Origin of the sequence: Saliphagus sp. GCM10025334 (genome assembly GCF_042663485.1) — an archaeon.
In the GTDB taxonomy this organism is placed as follows: Archaea; Halobacteriota; Halobacteria; order Halobacteriales; family Natrialbaceae; genus Natronosalvus.
This window is the reverse complement of the sequence record NZ_JBHTAF010000003.1, coordinates 271,040-290,322: the sequence shown is the minus strand read 5'-3', so window position 1 is coordinate 290,322 and position 19,283 is coordinate 271,040. Positions and strand designations below refer to the sequence as shown.

At 63.2% G+C, this 19,283-nt stretch carries 18 protein-coding genes; 4 read left to right on the top strand and 14 right to left on the bottom strand.

All coding sequences use genetic code 11. The features are described 5' to 3' along the window. Positions 1-118 precede the first annotated feature (118 nt). The 4 genes from ACFQO4_RS13620 to ACFQO4_RS13605 all read right to left on the bottom strand — a co-directional run bounded on the left by ACFQO4_RS13620 (position 119) and on the right by ACFQO4_RS13605 (position 4,208). On the bottom strand, positions 119-1,471 hold the full coding sequence (locus tag ACFQO4_RS13620) for a M24 family metallopeptidase (protein ID WP_500261430.1): 1,353 nt from the start codon (positions 1,469-1,471) through the stop codon (positions 119-121). Beyond that, a complete protein-coding gene (locus ACFQO4_RS13615; RefSeq protein WP_500261429.1) occupies positions 1,468-3,408 on the bottom strand; it encodes a UvrD-helicase domain-containing protein in 1,941 nt (646 codons plus the stop codon). Before ACFQO4_RS13615 ends, ACFQO4_RS13620 begins: the two co-directional genes overlap by 4 nt. A 225-nt stretch (positions 3,409-3,633) precedes the next feature. After that, on the bottom strand, positions 3,634-3,792 hold the full coding sequence (locus ACFQO4_RS13610; RefSeq protein ID WP_500261428.1) for a DUF7563 family protein: 159 nt from the start codon (positions 3,790-3,792) through the stop codon (positions 3,634-3,636). 230 nt (positions 3,793-4,022) lie between these two features. Further along, positions 4,023-4,208, bottom strand: coding sequence for an HVO_0416 family zinc finger protein (locus tag ACFQO4_RS13605; RefSeq protein ID WP_254157529.1), 186 nt, complete (start codon positions 4,206-4,208; stop codon positions 4,023-4,025). A 129-nt stretch (positions 4,209-4,337) separates the two neighbouring features. On the opposite strand from ACFQO4_RS13605, the gene ubaA reads away from it, so the two are divergent. Beyond that, positions 4,338-5,183 carry an SAMP-activating enzyme E1 gene (gene ubaA, locus ACFQO4_RS13600; RefSeq protein WP_500261427.1) on the top strand — a complete coding sequence of 282 codons (846 nt, stop codon included), beginning with the start codon at positions 4,338-4,340 and terminating at the stop codon, positions 5,181-5,183. Between the two features lie 250 nt (positions 5,184-5,433). Here ubaA and cofG read toward each other — a convergent pair whose 3' ends face one another. From cofG to ACFQO4_RS13580, 4 genes are all read right to left on the bottom strand, one after another. Beyond that, the gene (gene cofG, locus ACFQO4_RS13595) at positions 5,434-6,609 is read right to left on the bottom strand and encodes a 7,8-didemethyl-8-hydroxy-5-deazariboflavin synthase subunit CofG (RefSeq protein ID WP_500261426.1); all 1,176 of its coding nucleotides are present in this window, start codon (positions 6,607-6,609) and stop codon (positions 5,434-5,436) included. 92 nt (positions 6,610-6,701) lie between these two features. Continuing rightward, the gene (gene cofC / locus ACFQO4_RS13590; protein ID WP_500261425.1) at positions 6,702-7,337 is read right to left on the bottom strand and encodes a 2-phospho-L-lactate guanylyltransferase; all 636 of its coding nucleotides are present in this window, start codon (positions 7,335-7,337) and stop codon (positions 6,702-6,704) included. Between the two features lie 253 nt (positions 7,338-7,590). Then, positions 7,591-8,772 carry a tubulin/FtsZ family protein gene (locus ACFQO4_RS13585; RefSeq protein WP_500261424.1) on the bottom strand — a complete coding sequence of 394 codons (1,182 nt, stop codon included), beginning with the start codon at positions 8,770-8,772 and terminating at the stop codon, positions 7,591-7,593. A gap of 554 nt (positions 8,773-9,326) precedes the next feature. Continuing rightward, positions 9,327-10,265 (bottom strand): complex I NDUFA9 subunit family protein, encoded by a 939-nt coding sequence (locus ACFQO4_RS13580; RefSeq protein WP_500261423.1) that lies wholly within the window; start codon positions 10,263-10,265, stop codon positions 9,327-9,329. A gap of 126 nt (positions 10,266-10,391) precedes the next feature. On the opposite strand from ACFQO4_RS13580, the gene tmk reads away from it, so the two are divergent. Continuing rightward, complete coding sequence (gene tmk, locus ACFQO4_RS13575; RefSeq protein ID WP_500261422.1) at positions 10,392-10,997, top strand: dTMP kinase; 606 nt, start codon at positions 10,392-10,394, stop codon at positions 10,995-10,997. 33 nt (positions 10,998-11,030) lie between these two features. Here tmk and ACFQO4_RS13570 read toward each other — a convergent pair whose 3' ends face one another. Continuing rightward, positions 11,031-11,351: a DUF7991 family protein gene (locus ACFQO4_RS13570; RefSeq protein WP_500261421.1), complete on the bottom strand. Its 321-nt coding sequence runs from the start codon at positions 11,349-11,351 to the stop codon at positions 11,031-11,033. 102 nt (positions 11,352-11,453) lie between these two features. Between ACFQO4_RS13570 and pdhA the strand changes: the two genes are divergently transcribed. Continuing rightward, the gene (gene pdhA, locus ACFQO4_RS13565) at positions 11,454-12,500 is read left to right on the top strand and encodes a pyruvate dehydrogenase (acetyl-transferring) E1 component subunit alpha (protein WP_500261420.1); all 1,047 of its coding nucleotides are present in this window, start codon (positions 11,454-11,456) and stop codon (positions 12,498-12,500) included. Between the two features lie 78 nt (positions 12,501-12,578). Here the strand turns inward: pdhA and ACFQO4_RS13560 are convergent, their stop codons facing one another. The 5 genes from ACFQO4_RS13560 to ACFQO4_RS13540 all read right to left on the bottom strand — a co-directional run bounded on the left by ACFQO4_RS13560 (position 12,579) and on the right by ACFQO4_RS13540 (position 17,205). Next, complete coding sequence (locus ACFQO4_RS13560) at positions 12,579-14,090, bottom strand: dihydrolipoyl dehydrogenase (protein ID WP_500261419.1); 1,512 nt, start codon at positions 14,088-14,090, stop codon at positions 12,579-12,581. A gap of 72 nt (positions 14,091-14,162) precedes the next feature. Continuing rightward, the gene (locus tag ACFQO4_RS13555; RefSeq protein WP_500261418.1) at positions 14,163-14,393 is read right to left on the bottom strand and encodes an Lrp/AsnC family transcriptional regulator; all 231 of its coding nucleotides are present in this window, start codon (positions 14,391-14,393) and stop codon (positions 14,163-14,165) included. Between the two features lies 1 nt (position 14,394). After that, complete coding sequence (locus tag ACFQO4_RS13550; RefSeq protein WP_500261417.1) at positions 14,395-15,138, bottom strand: potassium channel family protein; 744 nt, start codon at positions 15,136-15,138, stop codon at positions 14,395-14,397. 108 nt (positions 15,139-15,246) lie between these two features. Beyond that, positions 15,247-16,395, bottom strand: coding sequence for an MFS transporter (locus ACFQO4_RS13545; RefSeq protein ID WP_500261416.1), 1,149 nt, complete (start codon positions 16,393-16,395; stop codon positions 15,247-15,249). 213 nt (positions 16,396-16,608) lie between these two features. After that, the gene (locus ACFQO4_RS13540) at positions 16,609-17,205 is read right to left on the bottom strand and encodes a winged helix-turn-helix transcriptional regulator (RefSeq protein ID WP_500261415.1); all 597 of its coding nucleotides are present in this window, start codon (positions 17,203-17,205) and stop codon (positions 16,609-16,611) included. 439 nt (positions 17,206-17,644) lie between these two features. On the opposite strand from ACFQO4_RS13540, the gene ACFQO4_RS13535 reads away from it, so the two are divergent. Beyond that, a complete protein-coding gene (locus ACFQO4_RS13535; protein ID WP_500261414.1) occupies positions 17,645-19,264 on the top strand; it encodes an ABC transporter substrate-binding protein in 1,620 nt (539 codons plus the stop codon). The last annotated feature ends 19 nt before the right edge of the window (positions 19,265-19,283 follow it).

Genomic DNA, 19,283 nt, shown 5'->3' with positions numbered 1-19,283 from the left:
TTCACGATTTGCTGTTCACGGTTCTCGATTCATCCCTGCCGAATCAGGGGTGCCGACTCACGGTTCATGAGTGTCGGATGTCGACCCACTACCACGAGCCACAACCACCACGAAACCACTACTCGCTCGAGGGCCGCATCGACCACGAGGCCGGCGAGAGCCACTGTGCGTCGTCTTCGGTTCGAACCAGAACGTCCGCGAGGCGAACGCGTCCGGCGTCCGTCCCCACCGCCGCATCGACACAGATCGTGGTCCCGACGGCGACTGACTCACCGCTGCCGATCGGCCGCTCTCGAGGCTCGAGTCCGATCCCCGTCACCTGAACGTCGATCGCGTCCGACTCGCCGAACCCGAACGCGCGAATTTCCGCCTCGAGGTCGGCCTCGAGGGCGGAGACCGTGTACTCGCCGGCGCCGGCCATCGTTCGCACCGACCGGAAGGCGTGGGTGAGCGCGACGTGTGCTCGCCGTTCGGCTCCACCGTCCGGATCGACGACGAGGGTTCGAACGAGACGGCCGTAGTAGCCCGACGGCGTCCGAACCAGGGTGTCGATCTCGATTGGGCGATCGACCGGTAGTAGATTCTCACCCCTCACGGCCGTCGACACTGGTCGGCATCCGGCGTCGAGAACGGCCCGGTCGACGGCGCTAGAGATGTCGGCTGGTGTGGGGGGTTCACCCTTACCCTCATCCGCTCTCTCGGCCCCACGCTCGAGCGAGTGTGTTCCTGTTTCCGTTTTCGTTCCCGTTTCCGTTCGCGTTCGCGTTCGCAGGCCGTCGCATTTCGCCTCGGAATCACCATCACCCCTCACGACCGTCGCCGTCGCCAGCATCGACCTCGCTCGCTCGAGGCCGTCACGAGCGGCCGTCTGGGCGCGCTCGAGCGCCGCCAGTTCGCCGTCGTCTTTGGTCGCTCGCAGTGCCGACAGGATGTCGCTCGAGGCAAGGGTAAACCCGGCCCGTTCGAGGTAGCAGGCGGCGTCGTGTGGAATCGTGGCCGGTGTCAGGACGCGTTCGCCGCCCTCTTCGTCTCCGTGTGCCGGCGAAATCGCCTTCGCCACGGCTTCCGCGGGGTGGGTCGCTCCGTTCGCCTGCTGCTTCCGGCTCGCCGTCTCGAGGTACCAGTGCTCGCGTTCGGGCTCGTGCTCGCGGTCGACGGTGATCGCGACCGCGACCGTTGTTCCGACAGCAATCGGTGCGTTCGTTGTCAGCGCGTTCGCTGTTGGCGTCGAATCGACATGTTTCGCCCTCCCGTTTGCGGTCGCGAGCGTGCTCGGATTCGAGTTCGCGTCCGATTCTCGAGCGCCGTCACCGTTGGCAAACAGACAGTATCGGATCAAAGGATCACGAACCGGACCACAGTGAACGAACGCCCTCGCCGAGCGGTCCTCGAGGCGCGTTCGAATAGTGTCTCTCACCCGCGTTCGTATCGCCTCGTCGGTTGCCGTCGGGTGTGATGCCCGTTCGGTCACGGCGCTTCGACTTCGGCTTCGTCGACGTCGACGTCGGCATCGGCGTCTGGGTCGACCTCACCCTCGCCGTCGAGTCGCTCGGCCTCTGACAGCTGGGCTTGCTCGACGAGTTCCTCGAGGTCGGCCCCAGTCTGGCGATTGTTGAGCAGGACGTCGATCGAGAGCGTCGGTGCGCCGTCGACCAGGTTCTCGAGGAGAACGAGGCGTTCCCGGGCGCGGGACATGCCGACGTAGAAGACGCGGCGCTCGTTGTCCGTCAGGACGGGCACGGGCGAACTGGTCTTGGTGAACTCCTCGATGCCAGGGACGTCCTCGGGGTCGTCGACCGTGGCAACCATCTGCTCGACCACTTTCTCGGTGAGGTCGGTGCCGACGAAGACGTGGTCGGCCTCGCGCCCTTTCGCTGAGTGGATCGTGCCGACGCGAACCTGGTCGGTGGCCATCCCCTGGTAGGTGCCGATGGCGAAGTAGGCCTTGATCGACTTCTTCTGAAAGTTCGTCACCTTCCGAACCATGTCCGAGGCCGAGGCCGGATCGGGGAGGAACGGGGCGTAGTCTCTAATCACGTCGACCGGGATCATGAGTTCCTCGAGGTCGTCGATGCCCGACTCTTCCTGACGCTCGTCGATCTCGTCGAAGAGGGCATCGCGCTCGTTTGTGCCGAACGCCGAGTCCATGAGCATGTCGGCGAGGCGCCGGGCCTGGAGACCGGTGACGTCTTCGTCCGCGTCGATCGCCTCGATGGCGCGGACGTACTGGGTGAGTCGATCGGTCCACATGCGCTGGTCGGTCAGCGCGGTGAAGGGGATCCCCTCGGTGATGAACTCGTCGATGAACTGGAACATCTGGTAGCGCGCCCGGAAGAGCAACATGATCGTCCCGTCGTCCTCGACCAGCGTCTGGCGGACCATTCGAACCAGGTCGAGCATCGACCGGTTCTGGTAGGCCTCGACGAGGCCACCCTCCTTGCGCGGATTGAGGTCCTTGTCCTGGCGAACCTCGATGTGGCGAATCTCCTGGTTGACCGCGTTGAGGACGTTCGACGGTAGCCGGTAGGAGTTCGGGAGGATGATGTCCTCGTCGACCTCCTCCTCGAGCAAGAGCGCGGGGTCGGCTCCCTGCCAGGAGTAGACGACCTGGTCGTCGTCGCCGGCGATCAGGACGCGCTTAACGTGGGGTTTCCACTCCTCGTAGACGTCGTACTGCAGGGTCGTGATGTCCTGGAACTCGTCGATGATCAGGTAGTCGACGTTCGGGATGAGCGAGCGCTGTTTCACTCGCTCGAGCATGTCCGCGAAGCCGATCTTACCCTCCTGTCCCTTGTAGTTGCGCCAGGCGCGGATCGCCTCGGGGACGTCGATCCGGTCGTCGTCGGAGGGCCACGTCGGCGTGTACTTGTTCCCCTCCTGGGCGTTCGGGTCGATCTCGGGCGGGAGGCGAACTTCCTCGACGTCCCACTGGAAGGGCACGTCGTACCAGTCGGCGACGTCGCGGCGGGTGCGCTGGAGCCACTGACTCGTCGCGATGATCTTGTTCCCGATGGTCGTCGACCGTGCGGTACGCCGTCCGGCGCCGCTGTATTCGTCCTCGTACTCGAGGCCGTAGTCCTCGCAGAACTCCTCTTTGTCCTTCTCGCCGATGACGTCGCCGCGAGAGAGGTCGAGCAGGTTGTACGCCTTGGCGTGCATCGTACAGACGTTGCCCTGGAGGGCGCGTGGGCTCTCGTCGAGGCGCTCGGCCAGCCGTTCTCGAATCTCCTGGGCGGCCGCTCGCGTGTAGGAGACGACCAGGATGTCACGAAACGTCACGTCGTCTGCTTCGAGAATCTCTTCGACGTGATCGAGGAGTGCCGTCGTTTTCCCGCTGCCGGGGCCGCCGAACAGACGAGTGACGTGCGCCCCCGCCTCAGCATCCGCATCCGTCTCCGTTGTAGCCATTGTACCATATCAGGGACGCAACTCCTATAAGTCACGTGGGTTTCATCCGACGAACGGGCGAATATTTGACGAGTCGACGAACCACGGTACGTTCGCTTTCTCGTCGAACTCGAGACTACAGAGTCTCGGTGCGGTTCGCCGACAGGATCCTCCGGGAAATTCCGGTAGTTGTTCCGGGGGAGGGAGTAGAGAGGGCGATTCCGGGGACGATCTCGGAAACGTGATTCAATTATTCCGGGGCGACCGTGCCTGACGAATCTCCGCACCGTCACGTATCTTGTCCGTACACTCCGGACAGACGCGCGGATTGTCGACGTTCCGAGGGGTAAACACTCTCGCATAGGCGTCCGTCACGAACGCACCGCAGTTCTGGCATTTCGGCATTGATGATCCCTCGTCTCTCCGTCAGCAACACGTCGTAATAATTCTATCGACTATGAATATATGAAATTATGAGGGTCGAGAGAGAATAGCGCGATACCACGGCACCGCGGTGCGTATCGCGATCACCGCTCAGCGTCACCGCGTACGGTCGCGGTACGCACACCGGACGGTGATAATTGCCTCGGACGACTACAGTTCGGCGAAAATAGCGGTTCGGATCCGGATCCTGGTTACGGTCGTGGATCCCACCCACAGACGGTACAGGTCGTCGCGGACGTATCGTGGAGGCCGCCGCAGTCCGGACACTGTTTCTTGTTGTAATCACGTTTCCAGCCCGTTCGCTCCGTAGAGTGGCCGTTGTCGGCGAGGAACTGGTCGAAAACGTCGTCTCCGGCACCGTTGGGTGATGATGCCATAGTCATGTTACAGCACACCACACACGCACATAAAGCATCGGGTAGTGACAGTCATTATCAGTCACACTCGAGAGCGACGACGCGTGCGGGCCCCGCGGACTTTTCTCGCTCCCGTTCGAAGTGGGGGGTATGAGCGACCTTCGCCTCGATCCCACCCAACTCGACCGCTACTCGAGACACGTCATCATGGACGAAGTCGGCCCCGAGGGCCAGCAACGGCTGCTCGAGGGGTCGGTCCTAGTCGTCGGAGCGGGTGGCCTCGGATCGCCGGCTATCCAGTACCTCGCCGCGGCGGGCGTCGGCCGGCTCGGCATCGTCGACGACGACATCGTCGAGCGATCGAATCTCCAGCGCCAGATTATCCACGGCGACGACGACGTGGGCCGGCCGAAGGTGGACAGTGCGGCCGACTACGTCGCGCAACTCAACCCGGACGTAACCGTCGAGAAACACGAACAGCGGCTCACGCCGGCGAACGTCGCGGACCTGGTCGCTGACTACGACGTCGTCCTCGATGCCAGCGACAACTTCGCGACCCGGTACCTCCTCAACGACCACTGCGTCCTGACGGGAACGCCGCTCTCTCACGGCGCGATTTACCGATTCGAGGGACAGATCACGACGTTCGACAACCGGAACCGCGGCGCGGAGACGGAATCGACGCCGCCGTGTTACCGCTGCCTCTTCCCGGAAGCCCCCGAACCCGGCACGGTTCCCGACTGCGCGACGACCGGCGTGCTTGGCGTCCTTCCAGGGACCGTCGGCTGCATCCAGGCGACCGAGGTCGTGAAACTCCTCCTCGAGACGGGCGAGACGCTCGAGGGACGACTTCTGCTGTACGACGCGATGGGCATGACCTTCGAGACCGTCGAAATCAGGCACAACCCGGATTGCCCACTCTGTGGTGAAACACCCGCTATCGAATCGGTTCGTGACGCGAGCTACGAAGAAACCTGCTCGCTACCGGCCGAGTAATCGCCACCGACGCGGCGCCTACACTTCCATCAGGTACTCTGGACAGGCGACCCAGTCGCAATCGTCACACGCGAAGCCGCGCTGTTCGAGGTCGAGCGAACTGGAACCGCACTTCGGGCAGGCGCTGACTGTTGCCATACTACTCAATTAGTTATACTCGTACATAAAACCCAGTCACACCGGTCACCGTTGCTGACAGCGCTGTCCTCGAACTCGGTTTCGAGTAAACAGCATCCTCGGAACCGGCGGGCTACTCGAGCGTCGCTCGAAAGCGCCGCCCGGCGTCGTCGTCGGCCTCGAGGGCTCGCCGAATCGTCGGCGAGAGCCACGCTCGACCGTCAGCGACGCTCGCCTGTTGCGTTCCCCCGCTGACGCCGTCGACGCCGTTGGCCAGAACCCCGTCGAAATCGGCACTTCGTAGCCCGGCAGGGAGGAATCGCTCGTAGACCGGCATCCGCTCGCGGAGCGGAACGCCGGCGTACTCGGCGACGGCCTCGAGTTCGTCCAGCGCGGGCCAGGCGTAGTCCGGGTTGATGTGGTCGTCGGTCACCGGCGAGACGCCGCCGAGATCGTCGATGCCACAGTCGACCAGATTCTGGGCAGGCGCGAGGTTCGGGGGCACCTGAACTGACACCTCCTCGGGGAGGGCGACTCGCGCCATCGCCGTCACCCGGCGCATCGTCTCGAGGTCGGGCGATCCGTCCGTCCAGCGCTCGTTGTTCGCGACGGGCTGGACGATCACCTCCTGGACGTGATCGTAGCGCTCGTGTAACTCGCGGATCGCGAGCAGGCTCTCTGCGCGGTCGCGCCAGGACTCCCCGATGCCCACCAGGATCCCGGTCGTGAACGCTACGTCGAGTTCGCCCGCGTTTCGGATCGTCGCCAGGCGCTGGCCGGGTTCCTTCCGGCGCGGTCCTGCGTGGGCGTCCACGTCGGCCGTCGTCTCGAGCATCACGCCCATGCTGGCATTCACGTCCGCCACCTCGGCCATCTGCTCGAGCGTCTGGTCGCCGGGATTCGAGTGTGGGAGCAGTCCCTCCTCGAGGGCGACCTCGCAGGCCGCCCGCAGGTACTCGTGGATCGAGTCGTAGCCCCAGTCGGCGAGCTGGTCGTGAATCCGCGTGTACCGGTCGTCGGGGTCGTCACCGAACGTGAACAGCGCCTCGGTACAGCCGGCGTCCGCCCCTCGTTTGCAGATGTCGCGGACCTCCTCGAGCGAGAGAAGCGACGCCTGCCCCGGCGGATCGAAGTACGTACAGTAGGTGCAGGTGTACCGGCAGGCCGTCGTGAGCGGGACGAACACGTTCCGGCAGAACGAGAGTTCGGGAGCAGGTTCGACGTCGCTCGGCGTCACCTCGAGCAGGCGCTCGACCTCGGATTCGGCGATCGACAGTTCGACGTCGTACTCCGCAGCACCCGGTATCATCGGCTCTCATCTGGAGGGAGTCGTCCCCGGCCTAAAACGCTTCACTTTGTCGATGACCGGGCGACGTCGATCGAAGCGAGCACCCACTCGGTCTACCGGACCAGCCGAACCCGCCCCTCGGTCGTCTCGAGGTCGAAGCCGAACGCCTCGAGCGCCGCTCGCGTGTGGCCGCCGCCGTGGAGCCATCCCTCGACCAGATCCGTCGGCTCGTCGACGTCGGTCGCCAGCCGGAAGGAGTCGACCGTCTCGAGGGACGCCCTGATCTCGCGGGCCTGCTCCCGGTGGTCGAGAATGGACGCGCCGTGGTAGTCCGTGCGAAATGCGGGGTGACGAACGACGAGCGCGTTGGTGCCGCCGCCGCGTCCTGGGGCGACGACCACGTCACCGGACGTCTCGAATAGCATCTCGAGGGCCGTGGGCGTCGCGAGCGCGAGATCAGCCATGACGACCGCGACCGTGTCGTCAACGGACTCGAGGACGGCGTTGACCGCTGGCGTGAGCGCTCGGTCGTCGACGATCACGTTCACGTCGGGATCGTCGAGCACGTCCAGCGTCGATTCCGAAAGCGGCTCCGTCGCGAGAATCGTCGGGTCTCGACCCACCGCCCGGAGCGTCGAGCAGACGTCGGCGAGCATCGCTCGGGCGAGTCGCCGCCGCTCCTCGCGCTCGAGGACGGGCGCGAGGCGAGATTTGGGAGATTCCTCGGCGAACGGGACGACGACCTGCATTCGTCGACTCTTTCGAACCGGGGAGTAAAAGCGCCTCGGAGTCGGCGTCGAGCCGCGCAGCCTTCCTGTCGAACACTCGGACCCGGCTCGAAGGAATACGGCCGGTCGTCAGAGAGTGGTCAGTCGACGGCTGTCGCTCGAGGTCGATCTGTAGGGGTCGAACGTGTCGAACGGGTCGAGCGGGACGAACGCGTCGTTCACGTCGAACACACCGAAACCGTCGACCCACGAAACGAAAACGTAGCCGGTCAGCTCAGAACAGCGGCTCGAGTTCGTCCTCGTCGTCCTCGACGAGGGTCTCGAGGTTCTCCTTGCTCTGGGACTCGATGTCCTCCATGTTGTCCTGGGCCTCGATGGCCACCTGCTGAAGGCGCTTGATTCGCGGGACGTTCGTCACGCCAGAGAGCAAGATCGCCGCCGACACTTCGGGGACGTTCTGGGGGTAGTCCCCGCCGCGGACCTCCATGCTGCCGGTTTCCTCCTCGAGCCACTTCCGCCCGCGTTCGATGCCTTTCCGGTTCAGATACTCGCTGGGGCCGGAGAGGACGAGCAGGGCGCGCTCGGCGCCCTCGATCTCGCAGGGCAGCGTCAGGCGGCCGAGGGCGGCCTTGCGGACGAGGCTCGTGATTCGGTTGGTCGTGTTTGCTGCGTCGAGGCCGTCGTCGGCGCCGGCGCCACCGCCGGTAAATCGAGAGAGGAGCCCACCACTGGTGTTGAGTTCGACGTCCTCGGAGGCGTACCCGACCGTCGAGACGCCGCCACCCGAGAGGGTGTTGATGATCTCCGAGGAGTCGACGACGCTCTCGGCGACTTCCTGGCCTTCGCCGACCTCGCCGGCACCGAAGAGGATGCCGAAGCGACGGACGATCTCCTCGTTGATCTGGTCGTAGCCGCCCTCGACGGACTCGCCGGTCTGTCGCCAGGAGTCGTTGTCGAAGACGAGCAGGTTGTCGACCTCGCGGACGAACGTCTGGAACGAGCGGGCGGCGTTCAGCGTGTAGATGCCACCCTCGTCCGTCCCGGGCAGGATGCCCAGACCGTAGACGGGGATCGTGTAGATACGTTTGAGGTGCTTCGCGAGGACAGGCGCGCCGCCCGAACCCGTGCCGCCGCCCATGCCCGAGACGACGAGGAACGCGTCGACCTCGTGAGTCGGGATGGCGTCGACGGCGTTTTGCACCTCGTCGATGTCTTCCTCGGCGATTTCCGCGCCGAGTTCGTTGTCTGCGCCCACGCCGTGGCCCTTTACCCGGGCCTGGCCGATGAGCACGCGATTCTCCTGGGGTATATTCTCGAGTCCGATGAGGTCCGCCTTCGCGGAGTTTACAGCGATCGCCGCACGGACGATTCCGCTGTTGGTCCGGTCGTCGTAATCGAGAAATCGATCGACAACCTTCCCACCGGCCTGTCCGAATCCAATCATCGCCAGCTTCATTGTTAGTAGGGGGCTCCGTTGACTCGAAAACAGTGCGATGAGGGATATAAACTTTGTGTTAGTCTGAAAGTCTCACACCCCTGAAAGTCGCCGAGAATTGATAGACTGCGTCGGTGTGGGTGCGTCGAGAACGTCGCTGTGAAACTTCTATACTGGTCGATTATTTGAACTGAGGGGAGGGTCGCTCCGCACGTCGAAACTCGCCTCACGTCGCCGCAGTATGCCGTTCCTAGCCGTAACAATCAGCCACCTATGTTACCGCTTTGGCTGGTCGAGTCTCCCCTACGGCCAGGAGGGATCCACCGATCGTAGCGATACCCAGCGACGCCGAGGTCTCCAACGCCGCGACGTATCGTCCCATCGAGGACATTGCGGCAGACCTCGGCCTCGAGCCGACGAATCTCGAGCACCACTGCGGGCCGGGATTCGTCGTCCGCTCACCGGAGACGTGATGACGATGCCAGGGCTCCCGGCCGAACCGGCGGCGAAATAACTCGAGGTCGGCCCCGACGGAACGATCACCGGGCTGTGGCCACGCTGGTGGTCGGTGGCCATCAGGCGGCTTCAGATCGGTGACTCGATGCTGACGACCCCGATCCTGACCCCGACCCCGAAAGCCCGAGGTAGTCCTCGAGCGTCCGCAGGTCGTCCTCGGTTCGGTCGAAGGCCGTCACGTCGTTGTCCGCGACGGTATCGTCGAGCTTGAGCGACCGAACCTGATCCGGTCCGAACGGGACGAATGGCACCGGTCCGGCGAGAACGGATCCCAGTTTCGCCAGCGCCATCGGAACCGGGAGGACAGTCACCGATCGCCCCTCCGCCTTGTAGGCCAATTCTGTCACTTCTTTCAGCGTGAATACGTCGGGACCGCCGATCTCGTAGCGCTTGCCGACGTGGCGGTCGTCCTCGAGCGAGTCAGCTATCATGGATACCAGGTCGCCGACCCAGATCGGCTGGAAGGGCGTGTCTCCCCCGCCGGGCAGGAACGTGAGGTAGGGAGTCGTCAGCTTCTTCGTGAACTCGACGAACTCGCCGCCATCGCCGAAGACGACGGATGGACAGAAGATGGTCCACTCGAGGTCGGACTCGCGAACGGCGTCCTCTGCCATTCCTTTCGCGCGGAAGAAGGCGACCTCGCTGGTCGGATCCGCTCCCATGTTACTCATCTGGACGAACCGTCGCACGCCTCCCTCCTCGGCCGCGGTCAGGAGGTTCTTCGTCCCACCGAAGTGGACCTCCTCGTGGCTCGTTCCGCTCGGCGGCTGATACAGCACCGAGAGCGAGACGAGGTTGACGACGGCGTCGTGATCGGCGACCGTCTCGACGATCGAGTCGTACGCGCTCACGTCGCCTACCGCAGTTGCGACGCCCTCCGGGACCGAGTCGGGGTTCGGCTCTCGAGCGAGGGCGGTCACGTCGTGGCCGCGGTCTCGCAACTCGCGACACAGGTTCGTGCCGATGAAGCCGGTTCCGCCGGCGACCAGTACGTTCATGGTTCGAGAAAGGATGTCGGACGGCTTATAAGTACGGCCTTTCAGCGTACCGTCGGCGTGCGGCGCGGTCTCGAGCAATGACCTGCCGCCGACACATAATTGTACCCCACGGCAGGATATTCGTGTATGTTGGTCACGCTCGAGGGACTGGACGGCACCGGCAAGACGACGGTCTGGGAAGCGCTCCACGACGTCTATCCCGACGCGACGTTCACCCGGGAACCGACGTCGGGCGAGACCGGATCCTGGTACGGCGAGGCCGTCTACCGCTCGATCGAGGACGACGATGCCGACCCGCTCGCGGAACTCTTCCTGTACACTGCCGACCACGCCGACCACCTCTCGCGCGTGATCGAACCGGCTCTCGAGGCGGGTAACCTCGTGATCTCCGATCGGTACTCTGACTCGCGCTACGCCTACCAGGGAGCCACCCTCGAGGGGCGGATCACCCGCCCGATGGAGTACATCGTGGGCATCCACCGGGCGTTCACGATTGACCCCGACCTGACGATCTACCTCGACCTCGATCCGGAGACGGCCGCCGCTCGTGCGGGCGCGACGAACAAGTTCGAACACGCCGCCTACCTCTCGCAGGTGCGGACGAACTACGAACGCCTGCTCGAGAACGAACCCGATCGATTCGTCCGGGTCGACGCCAGCCAGCCGCCGGAGGACGTCCTCGAGGCCGTCGAGTCGGTGTTGGCGGATCGCCTCGAGGCGGACGCGCGCTGATCGCACTGCAGGTTCGACGATTCGACGGGGACGTCACTCAGCGGTGTCCGGCAACTCGACTTCCTCCGGGTGTGGCATCCAGAATACGTCGATCGTATACCCCAGTACGGTCGGCAGGGCGATGGCGACGACGAACGCCGTCACCGCCGAGCCGAGATTCGGCCCCAGTCCCAGCGGGCCGGAGAGGACCAGCAGCGAGACGAACAGCACGACGGGAATAACGAGCGTGACGTAGACGAGTGTCCCCCAGTCGGTCTCGAGTCGAATCCTGAAAAACCGGGTCGAGACGGCGGCAAACAGCGTGTGGACGCCGACGATGACGAGGAGCCCGATCGCGTCAAGGGGCGACACCATACCTCGAGTATCGGCCGGGGGCTCTTTTCCCTGTCGACCTGGACTCGCGGCGAACGCGTCGGAACCAGAACCACTTTCACCGCTCCGGGTGACCCACCCGCCATGCACCGAATCATCGGGGAGTACGACCTCGAGGAGACGCCGTTTGGCGAGACGGAGGCGCTCGCGTGTTACCGGGACCTGGTCCGGACGCGACGCTTCGACGAGCGGGCGCTGGCCCTCCAGCGCCGGGGCTGGATGAGCGGCTACCCGCCCTACAAGGGCCAGGAGGCCTCGCAGGTGGGGGCCGCCCACGCCCTCGGCGAGGACGACTGGGTCGTCCCCACCTACCGCTCGAACGCCCTCCAGATCGCCCACGGCGTCCCGATGAGCGACATCTTCCTCTTTCGGCGGGGCCACCCCGAGTACGCCTCGAACCACGACCTCAACGTGTTCCCGCAGGCAGTCCCCATCGCGACCCAGATTCCCCACGCGGCGGGGCTGGGAATGGCCGCGAACTACCGCACGTCCGACGAGGCCGTCCTCTGTTACTTCGGCGACGGCGCCACGAGCGAGGGCGACTTCCACGAGGGGCTCAACTTCGCGGGCGTCTTCGAGTCACCAACCGTCTTCTTTTGTGAGAACAACGACTGGGCGATTTCGCTTCCCCGGGAGAAACAGACCGCGAGCGCCACCATCGCCCAGAAGGCCGAAGCCTACGGCTTCGCCGGCGTCCAGGTCGACGGGAACGACCCGCTGGCCGTCCTGGGCGTCACGAAGCGCGCCCTCGAGCGCGCCCGCGACGGCGAACCGATCCTCGTCGAGAGCCTGACCTACCGCCAGGGTGCCCACACGACCAGCGACGACCCCTCGCGCTACCGTGACGACCGCGAGGACCTCCCCGAGTGGCGCACCGCGGACCCGCTCGAGCGCTACGAAGCGTACCTCCGCGAGCAGGGCGTCCTCGACGACGACGTCGTCGAGTCGGTCCGCGAGGACGTCGAGGCCGAGGTCGAGGCGGCCGTCGAGACGGCCGAGGAGGCGCCGGCACCCGACCCGTCGGACGTGTTCGAACCCGTCTACGACGAGCCGACGCCCCGAGTCGAGGACCAGCGCGCCTGGCTCGAGGACTTTCTCACCGACCACGACGTGCAGGAACTCGAGCACTGACGCTCGAGCGACTTCGAGTCTCGAACGTGCGGTCCCTGCGGTCGCTTCTCGAGAGCTGTCACTCGGCGGATACGGGCGTCAGTGCTGGTGATCGTTGCCGTGATCGTGCTGGTGGTCGGGGTCGTGCTGATCATCGTCGCCGTGATCGTGATGATGGCCGGAATGGTCGTCGTGATCGTGGCTGTTACCCCGACTGAACTGCCCGGTAAACGCGCGCTGGACGACCTCGGGGAGCGCCGGATGAACGTGGACCGCACTCCGAACGTCCTGAATCGTCCCCGAACCGGACTTCATCGCGACGACGACCTCCTGGATCAGCGTCGAGGCGTCCGGCCCCACGATGTGACACCCCAGGATCGTTCCCTCGGGATCGATGAGCACCTTCACGAACCCCTCGGCTTTCATCGCCGCGCCGCGGGCGGTGTCCTCGTAGCGGTACGTGTTCGTCGCGTACTCCCGACCGTCGTCTCGGAGGTCGGCCTCACGAGCGCCGACACCGGCGACTTCGGGGGACGTGAAGACGGCGAACGGCATCGCGTCGTAATCCACCGGCTGAAGCTCGTCTCCGAATAGGTTGCGGGCGACCGCCTGGGCTTCGTGGTTCGCGCTGTGTTTCAGCAGGAACTCGCCGACGATGTCGCCGAGCGCCCAGACGCCCTCGGCGTCCGTCCGCAGGTACTCGTCGGTCTCGACGAAGCCTCGAGCGTCCGTCTCGACGCCCGTCTCCTCGAGGTTCAGGGTGTCCGTGTTCGGTCGGCGACCGGCGGCGACCAACAGCGCGTCGCCGGTGGCGGTCACCGGCTGAGCGTCCTCGAGGAGTCCATCGCCGTACTCGTAGGGCTTCGCCTCGACGGTGATCTGACCGTCGGAGGCCGAGACGGCGGTCGCCTCGTGGCCGGTGTAGACGGTGAACCGGTCGTCGAATCGGTCGGTGAACGCCTCGGCGACCTCGTCGTCGGCCTCGGGGAGGAGCAACGGCCGCCTCCCGACGATCGTCACGTCGCTGCCGAACGTGTCGAAGAAGTGCCCAAGTTCGGCCGCGACGTACCCTCCTCCGACGATCACCAGGTGTTCCGGTGGACTCTCGAGGCGCAGCGCCTCGGTACTGGTCAGGTACTCGACGTCCTGAATGCCCTCGATCGGCGGGATTGTCGGGCGAGTCCCAGCCGCGATGAGGATCGTGTCGGCCCGGAGGCGTTCGCCGTCATCCTCGCCGCCGGAGATCTCGAGCGTTCGGTCGTCGACGAACCGTCCCTCGGCCTCGAACAGCGCGTGATCTGGTGAGGAGCGCAGGCCGCGACGGATCGATTCGGCGTCCGCTTTCACGTCTTCGTTGACCTCGTGGACGATACCGGCGAAGTCGACGTCGTCGACGCTCGCATCGATTCCGAACTCGCCGGCGGACTCGATCGTCTCGAGGACGTCGGCGTGATAGAGCAACATCTTCGAGGGGATGCAGCCACGATTGAGACACGTTCCGCCGAGACGCCCCTTTTCGACCACGGCAACGGACTGTCCCTGGTTGACGGCTGCGTTCGCCACGTCGAGGCCCGAGCCCGATCCAACGACGAGAAAGTCGAACTCTTGCATACGGGTTTCACGGGACAAAACAGCATAAATCACTGAGGTCGAACCGATCGCCTGGCAACTCGAGACTACCGATCAGTCCATCGCGATGTACGTCTGGGTGTCCTCGACGCCCTGAATGCCCTGAATCCGCGTCGCGGAGATGTCCTTCACCGCAGCGGGCGTCTCGACGCGCGCCTTCGCGATGATGTCGACGTCGCCCGCGACGATGTGCGCCGATTCGACGCCCTCGATCGCTTCGACGCTATCCCTGAGTCGATCCGCCTCGCCTGTATTCGCCTTGATCATGATGAACGCAGTGACCATACTAGTTGCCTCCGTCGTGTTCGCCGTCGCTCGCTGCACCCGGGGCCCGATCGACAATTCCGCCGTCGGCGGACACCGCCCGATCCGGTGACTCGCCCACGAGAATTTGCCTGACGTCGCTCAACACGTCGAAATCCGCCAGGACGACCAGGCGGTCGCCGGTCTCGAGCGACTCGTCCTCGGTCGGAATCGCGAGCTGGTGGCCCGCCTTGCCGAACGCGAGCAGGGTTGCGTTGGCCGGCAGCTGGAGTTCGCTGATCGTGTACCCCCGAACCGGGGCTTCGTCGGTGATCGTCAACTCGACGACCTGGAGGTGCTGGGCGATGTCCGCGATGGCCCGGATCGTCCCGCCCAGGAGCGCGTTCTTCGCGCCCATCGCGCCCAGCCGCTCGGGGTAGATCACGTCGTCGACCTCGTCGGCGTACTTGCGGTAGATCTCCTCGCGGTAGTCCTCGTCGATGCGCATGATCGTCCGACAGCCGTGGTGTTTGGCGATCATACAGGCCGCGAAGTTGACGTTCAGGTCGCCCGTCAATGCCCCGAGGGCGTCGGCTCGACGGACCCCCGCTTCCTCGAGGACCTCCTCGCGGGAGCCGTCGCCCTGGACGACCTCGAAGTCTTGCCCGCGCGCACGGCGGACCTTCGCCTCGTCGTACTCGACCAGCGTTACCTCGTGGCCCTCCTCACGTAAGACGCGCGCAGTGCGGAGGCCGACCCGACCGGCGCCGATGATGACGAACCGCATGGAGTGGGCTACGCCGGCAGCCGTGAATAATGTTACCCCGGTTCACGGCTTCGTTCGAGGGAGCAAGTAGGCGAGATGATTCGTCGTTCTAACGAGGCCCGTGAGCCGTTAGTCCGACGAAATCTTGGCTACCGTGTCGTCACTTCGAAGCGGCGAACTCAACGCGAGCAATGCCCCCGAGCCAGCTATGAGGACGAGACCGGCCAGAGAGAGGGCCAGAATCGGGCTCGTCACGTCCGAGATGACGCCGCTTCCGAGCTGGAACGGGATCACGGTGACCGAGCTGACCATCGCCATCGCGCTCAACACGGAGGCACGGCCGGTCGTTCCGACGTGGATATTGACGTGCTGGATCGCGAGCGAGCGCGATGTTTCAACGACGCTACGCGCGCCCAGAAGGACCGGGATGGCGAGTACTGGTGCGAACCAGAGTGCCACTAACCCCGTACCGACGAGAAACGGGACCGTGGCGAACCAGCCTTTGACGCCGACGGTCTCGTAAATTCGACCGGTGTGATAGCTCAACCCGCCGGATACGAGGCTCACAATCGCGTAGAACCAGCCGAGAAGCGGCTCGACGGTCGACTGCGAGGCGCCTAACTCGAGGACGGCCGTTTCGAAGACAGGCTGGAGGAATATCGAGGTGACGTATAGGACCGCTGCAAAGAGAACAAAGTAGTACAGGACGAACGCTCTAATCTGGCGGATTCCGATGGTCTTTTTAATCAGATTCACCGATTCCCGAAACCGTAATCGATCGGTAGTAGCGCGTTGGTAGCTCTTCGGCTCGGGCATCGTAAACACGACGGCAATGCCGATAGCCATCACCCCCGCGGCGAGAAAGAACGGATACGCGAGGTTTATCCCGCCGATGTAGCCACCGATGACTGACGCACCGGCGCCAATAGCGAGCGCGAGCGCTTCGCCCCGTCCACGAACGTGAGGAAAGTGATCGCTTCGGTCCAGGTCAGTCAGACTGTCGTACAGCCACGCGTCCTCGCTCCCGGACCGGAAGTTATAGCCCATCGACCAGGTGACGAACAGTACCAGTAACTCGAGAAACGAGTTCGCGAAACCGATCGCAACGAGAGTCGCTGTGATGAGTACCGACCCGATCAGTAACGACGGTCGGCGACCGAACCGGTCGCTCACGTAACCGGTCGGCACCTCGCCCAACAGGGTGGTCAGGTTGTACGCGGCCTCGAGGATTACGACCTGCGTAAATGAGAGCCCCTGTGAGAGAAAATAGAGGTACATGATAGGGCGGTAGAACTCGACAGCCTTTGTCGATTTGTAGAGATAATACTTTAGAATCGTAGGCGAAATCGACAAATTACTTTTGATAGGCATAGTGGTTAATGAGGTCGGCTATCGAGCATTAATCTTGTTATGACAGAACACGAGACAGCGTAATACTTCGGTTACCGGCGTTCGCGACGCGGTGAACGAGTCGTTACGAGCGAGACCGTCTCAGGATTCGGATTGCGGGCGTAACCGGTCTTGGCGTTCGGTAAAGCGATTCTCGCAGGAGGTACAGCAGAACTGTTTCAGCTCGCCATCGACCCGCGTTACGACGCCCTCACTGGTGACGGTGTTGCCGCACTCGGCACAGGAGAGGGCGAATTCGGTCCCGCTAAGCGTGAACGAGCGGTCGGTTTCCGTCAGCAGCGTCACTTCATACTCAAGGATCATCGATTGATCGAACTGTGTGACAATCCACTCTCGTGGGTTGTTCTCTGGTACGTTCGCGTAAAAGATGAAGTCGGAGCTGATCGTCGCGTAAATGTGTTCCACCTCGGGGATCGTCGCCAACTGCTGTTTGATGATGTCGAAGCATTCCGGGCGAACGGAAAGGGTGACGAGAATTGGGAGGCTCCGCCGTAGCTGTGAGCGGTCGATGTCGATGGTAAACTGGCGAATAATCCCCTGTTCCTCAAGCTTGCTGATCCGGTCGGAAACAGCGGGAGCCGAGAGGTCAACCGCGTTTGCGACTTCGTTAAATGGGCGTCGACCGTCTTCGGCCAGTAGGCGAAGAATCTCGAGGTCCGTCTCATCGAAGCTTCTCATGCTAATGATAGTTCTAACCGACCATTATATAATTTACTTTGGAGCTCATCATTCCTATTGATCTTAACCAGATCGGGACGCCCGGAAATTGGATAGTCTACACAGCATGGGCTTTTCGGCGGGTATTGTGATCGAATTCACCAATTCCGTCGTCAGCGGTCCAGATGAGAGGTTACGGTGGATGGAAACACGAACATCGATCGTTCGGTTTTCATTATTCGAACTTGCTGTAGTTATGCTAAATACAGTATTTGCCCTGGTAAGTAAACTGCAACCAGTAATATTGGATTGATATAGTCTCAATTTATGAATTAAGATTATATATTAAACTACAACTCTCTCTAAAACACGAGCTTATATAAATAACCAGCCGTACGGACATACAACACTTATGTTTGGAGGGGCCAGATGGATGGTATCGATTACGAAGTGTTAGAATATGACACGCAATAAGCAATTGAACGATAGACGGAAGGTACTAAAGGCTCTGGGTGGCGCTGGTATCGTCTCATTAGCCGGATGTCTTGGTGGCGATTCAGATGACGGTAACGGAAACGGGAATGGCAACGGCAATAGCAACGGTGACTCGGACGATCAGGACCGGAGTGAACAGGAGCAACTTCCGGGCGCGACGATCGCGCTGAACGACGATCCGACGCGAGACGACTGGAACCACTATGGCGGAGTAATCCCCTACTGGACGAACATTCTCGAACCACTAGTCTGGGTCTCGGCGGACATGGAACTGGAACCGTGGCTCGCGACCGACTGGGAACAGGTCGAAGACACGGTGTGGGAGTTCTCACTCCGCGAAGGCGTCACGTTCCACAACGGCAAGGAAATGACCGCCGACGACGTCGTCTTCTCGTTCGAGGCTGTCCTCGAGGAGTGGGCGTGGGCCCCGGGGTGGATCCACGTCGAGTCGGGTGACGTCGTGGCGCTCGACAACTACACGGTCGAGTTCACGACGACGGATCCGTTCCCAACGTTCCCAGGGACGATCGCACACAACCTGGTCGCGATACAGCACCCCGATCGAGATCACGAGTCCGGCACCGTTATCGGCACCGGACCATTCCAGGTCGACGAGATCGAGAAACAGCAGGAGGTCAGGACAACGGCCTTCGAGGACTACTGGAACGACGAACCGATCCTCGAGGAACTCACGTTCCGCGTGATCGAGGATCCCAACACCCGAACGCTCGCGCTGGAAAATCGCGAGATCGACCTCGCGCTCGCGCCGCCCCGCACGCGAGTCTCGTCGATTGAGGACGACGACTCGCTCTATCTCGAGCGCCAGAACCGCCCCGGTGCCGGGTACGTCGGCATCAACCTCTACAAGTCGCCGACCGACGATGCGGACCTCCGTCGCGCGCTGAACCACGCCGTCTCACAGGAGACGATTGTCGAGACGATACTCGAGGAAGTCGGCCAACCCGCCCGCGGCCCGATCTCACCGGTCATTTACTGGTCCGCCCACGACGACATCGACGGGTACGAGAAAGACGACGACCGCGCTGCCGACCTCGTTTCGGATTCGAGTTACAACGGTGAGGAACTGTCGATCCTCGTGGCGAACGACATGGTCGACGGTCGCGAAATCGCCCAGGTCATCCAGGGAGCGCTCGACGGGATTGGGGTCGACTCGGAGATTCAAGTCCTCGAGCGGGCTGCCTTTTCGGAAGCCGAACGAGACGGAGAGGCCCACCTCATCCTGAAAGAAAGCGGATCGAACAGCGGCGACGCCGACTACATCATCTACGAGGGATTCCACTCGGAGGGCGACGTCAACCAGCGCCTCTACGGGGAGGACGGTACGGGGCTGCACAACCTCGGCGGGGAGGTTGACGAACTGATCGAACAGGGGTTCCAGACGGGCGACGAGGTGGAGAAGGCCTCGGCCTACAAGGAGGCTCAGCAGCACATCGCCGACCAGGCCGTGACGATCCCGCTCTACTACAGCGAGTTCATTGCGGCGGCCCACGCGAACATCGACGGCGCCGAACTGGGTGCGATTCCACAGTTCTCCCGCTGGACGAAACTCGAGCACTGGGAGTAGCCTACGAGTCTCTTCCAGA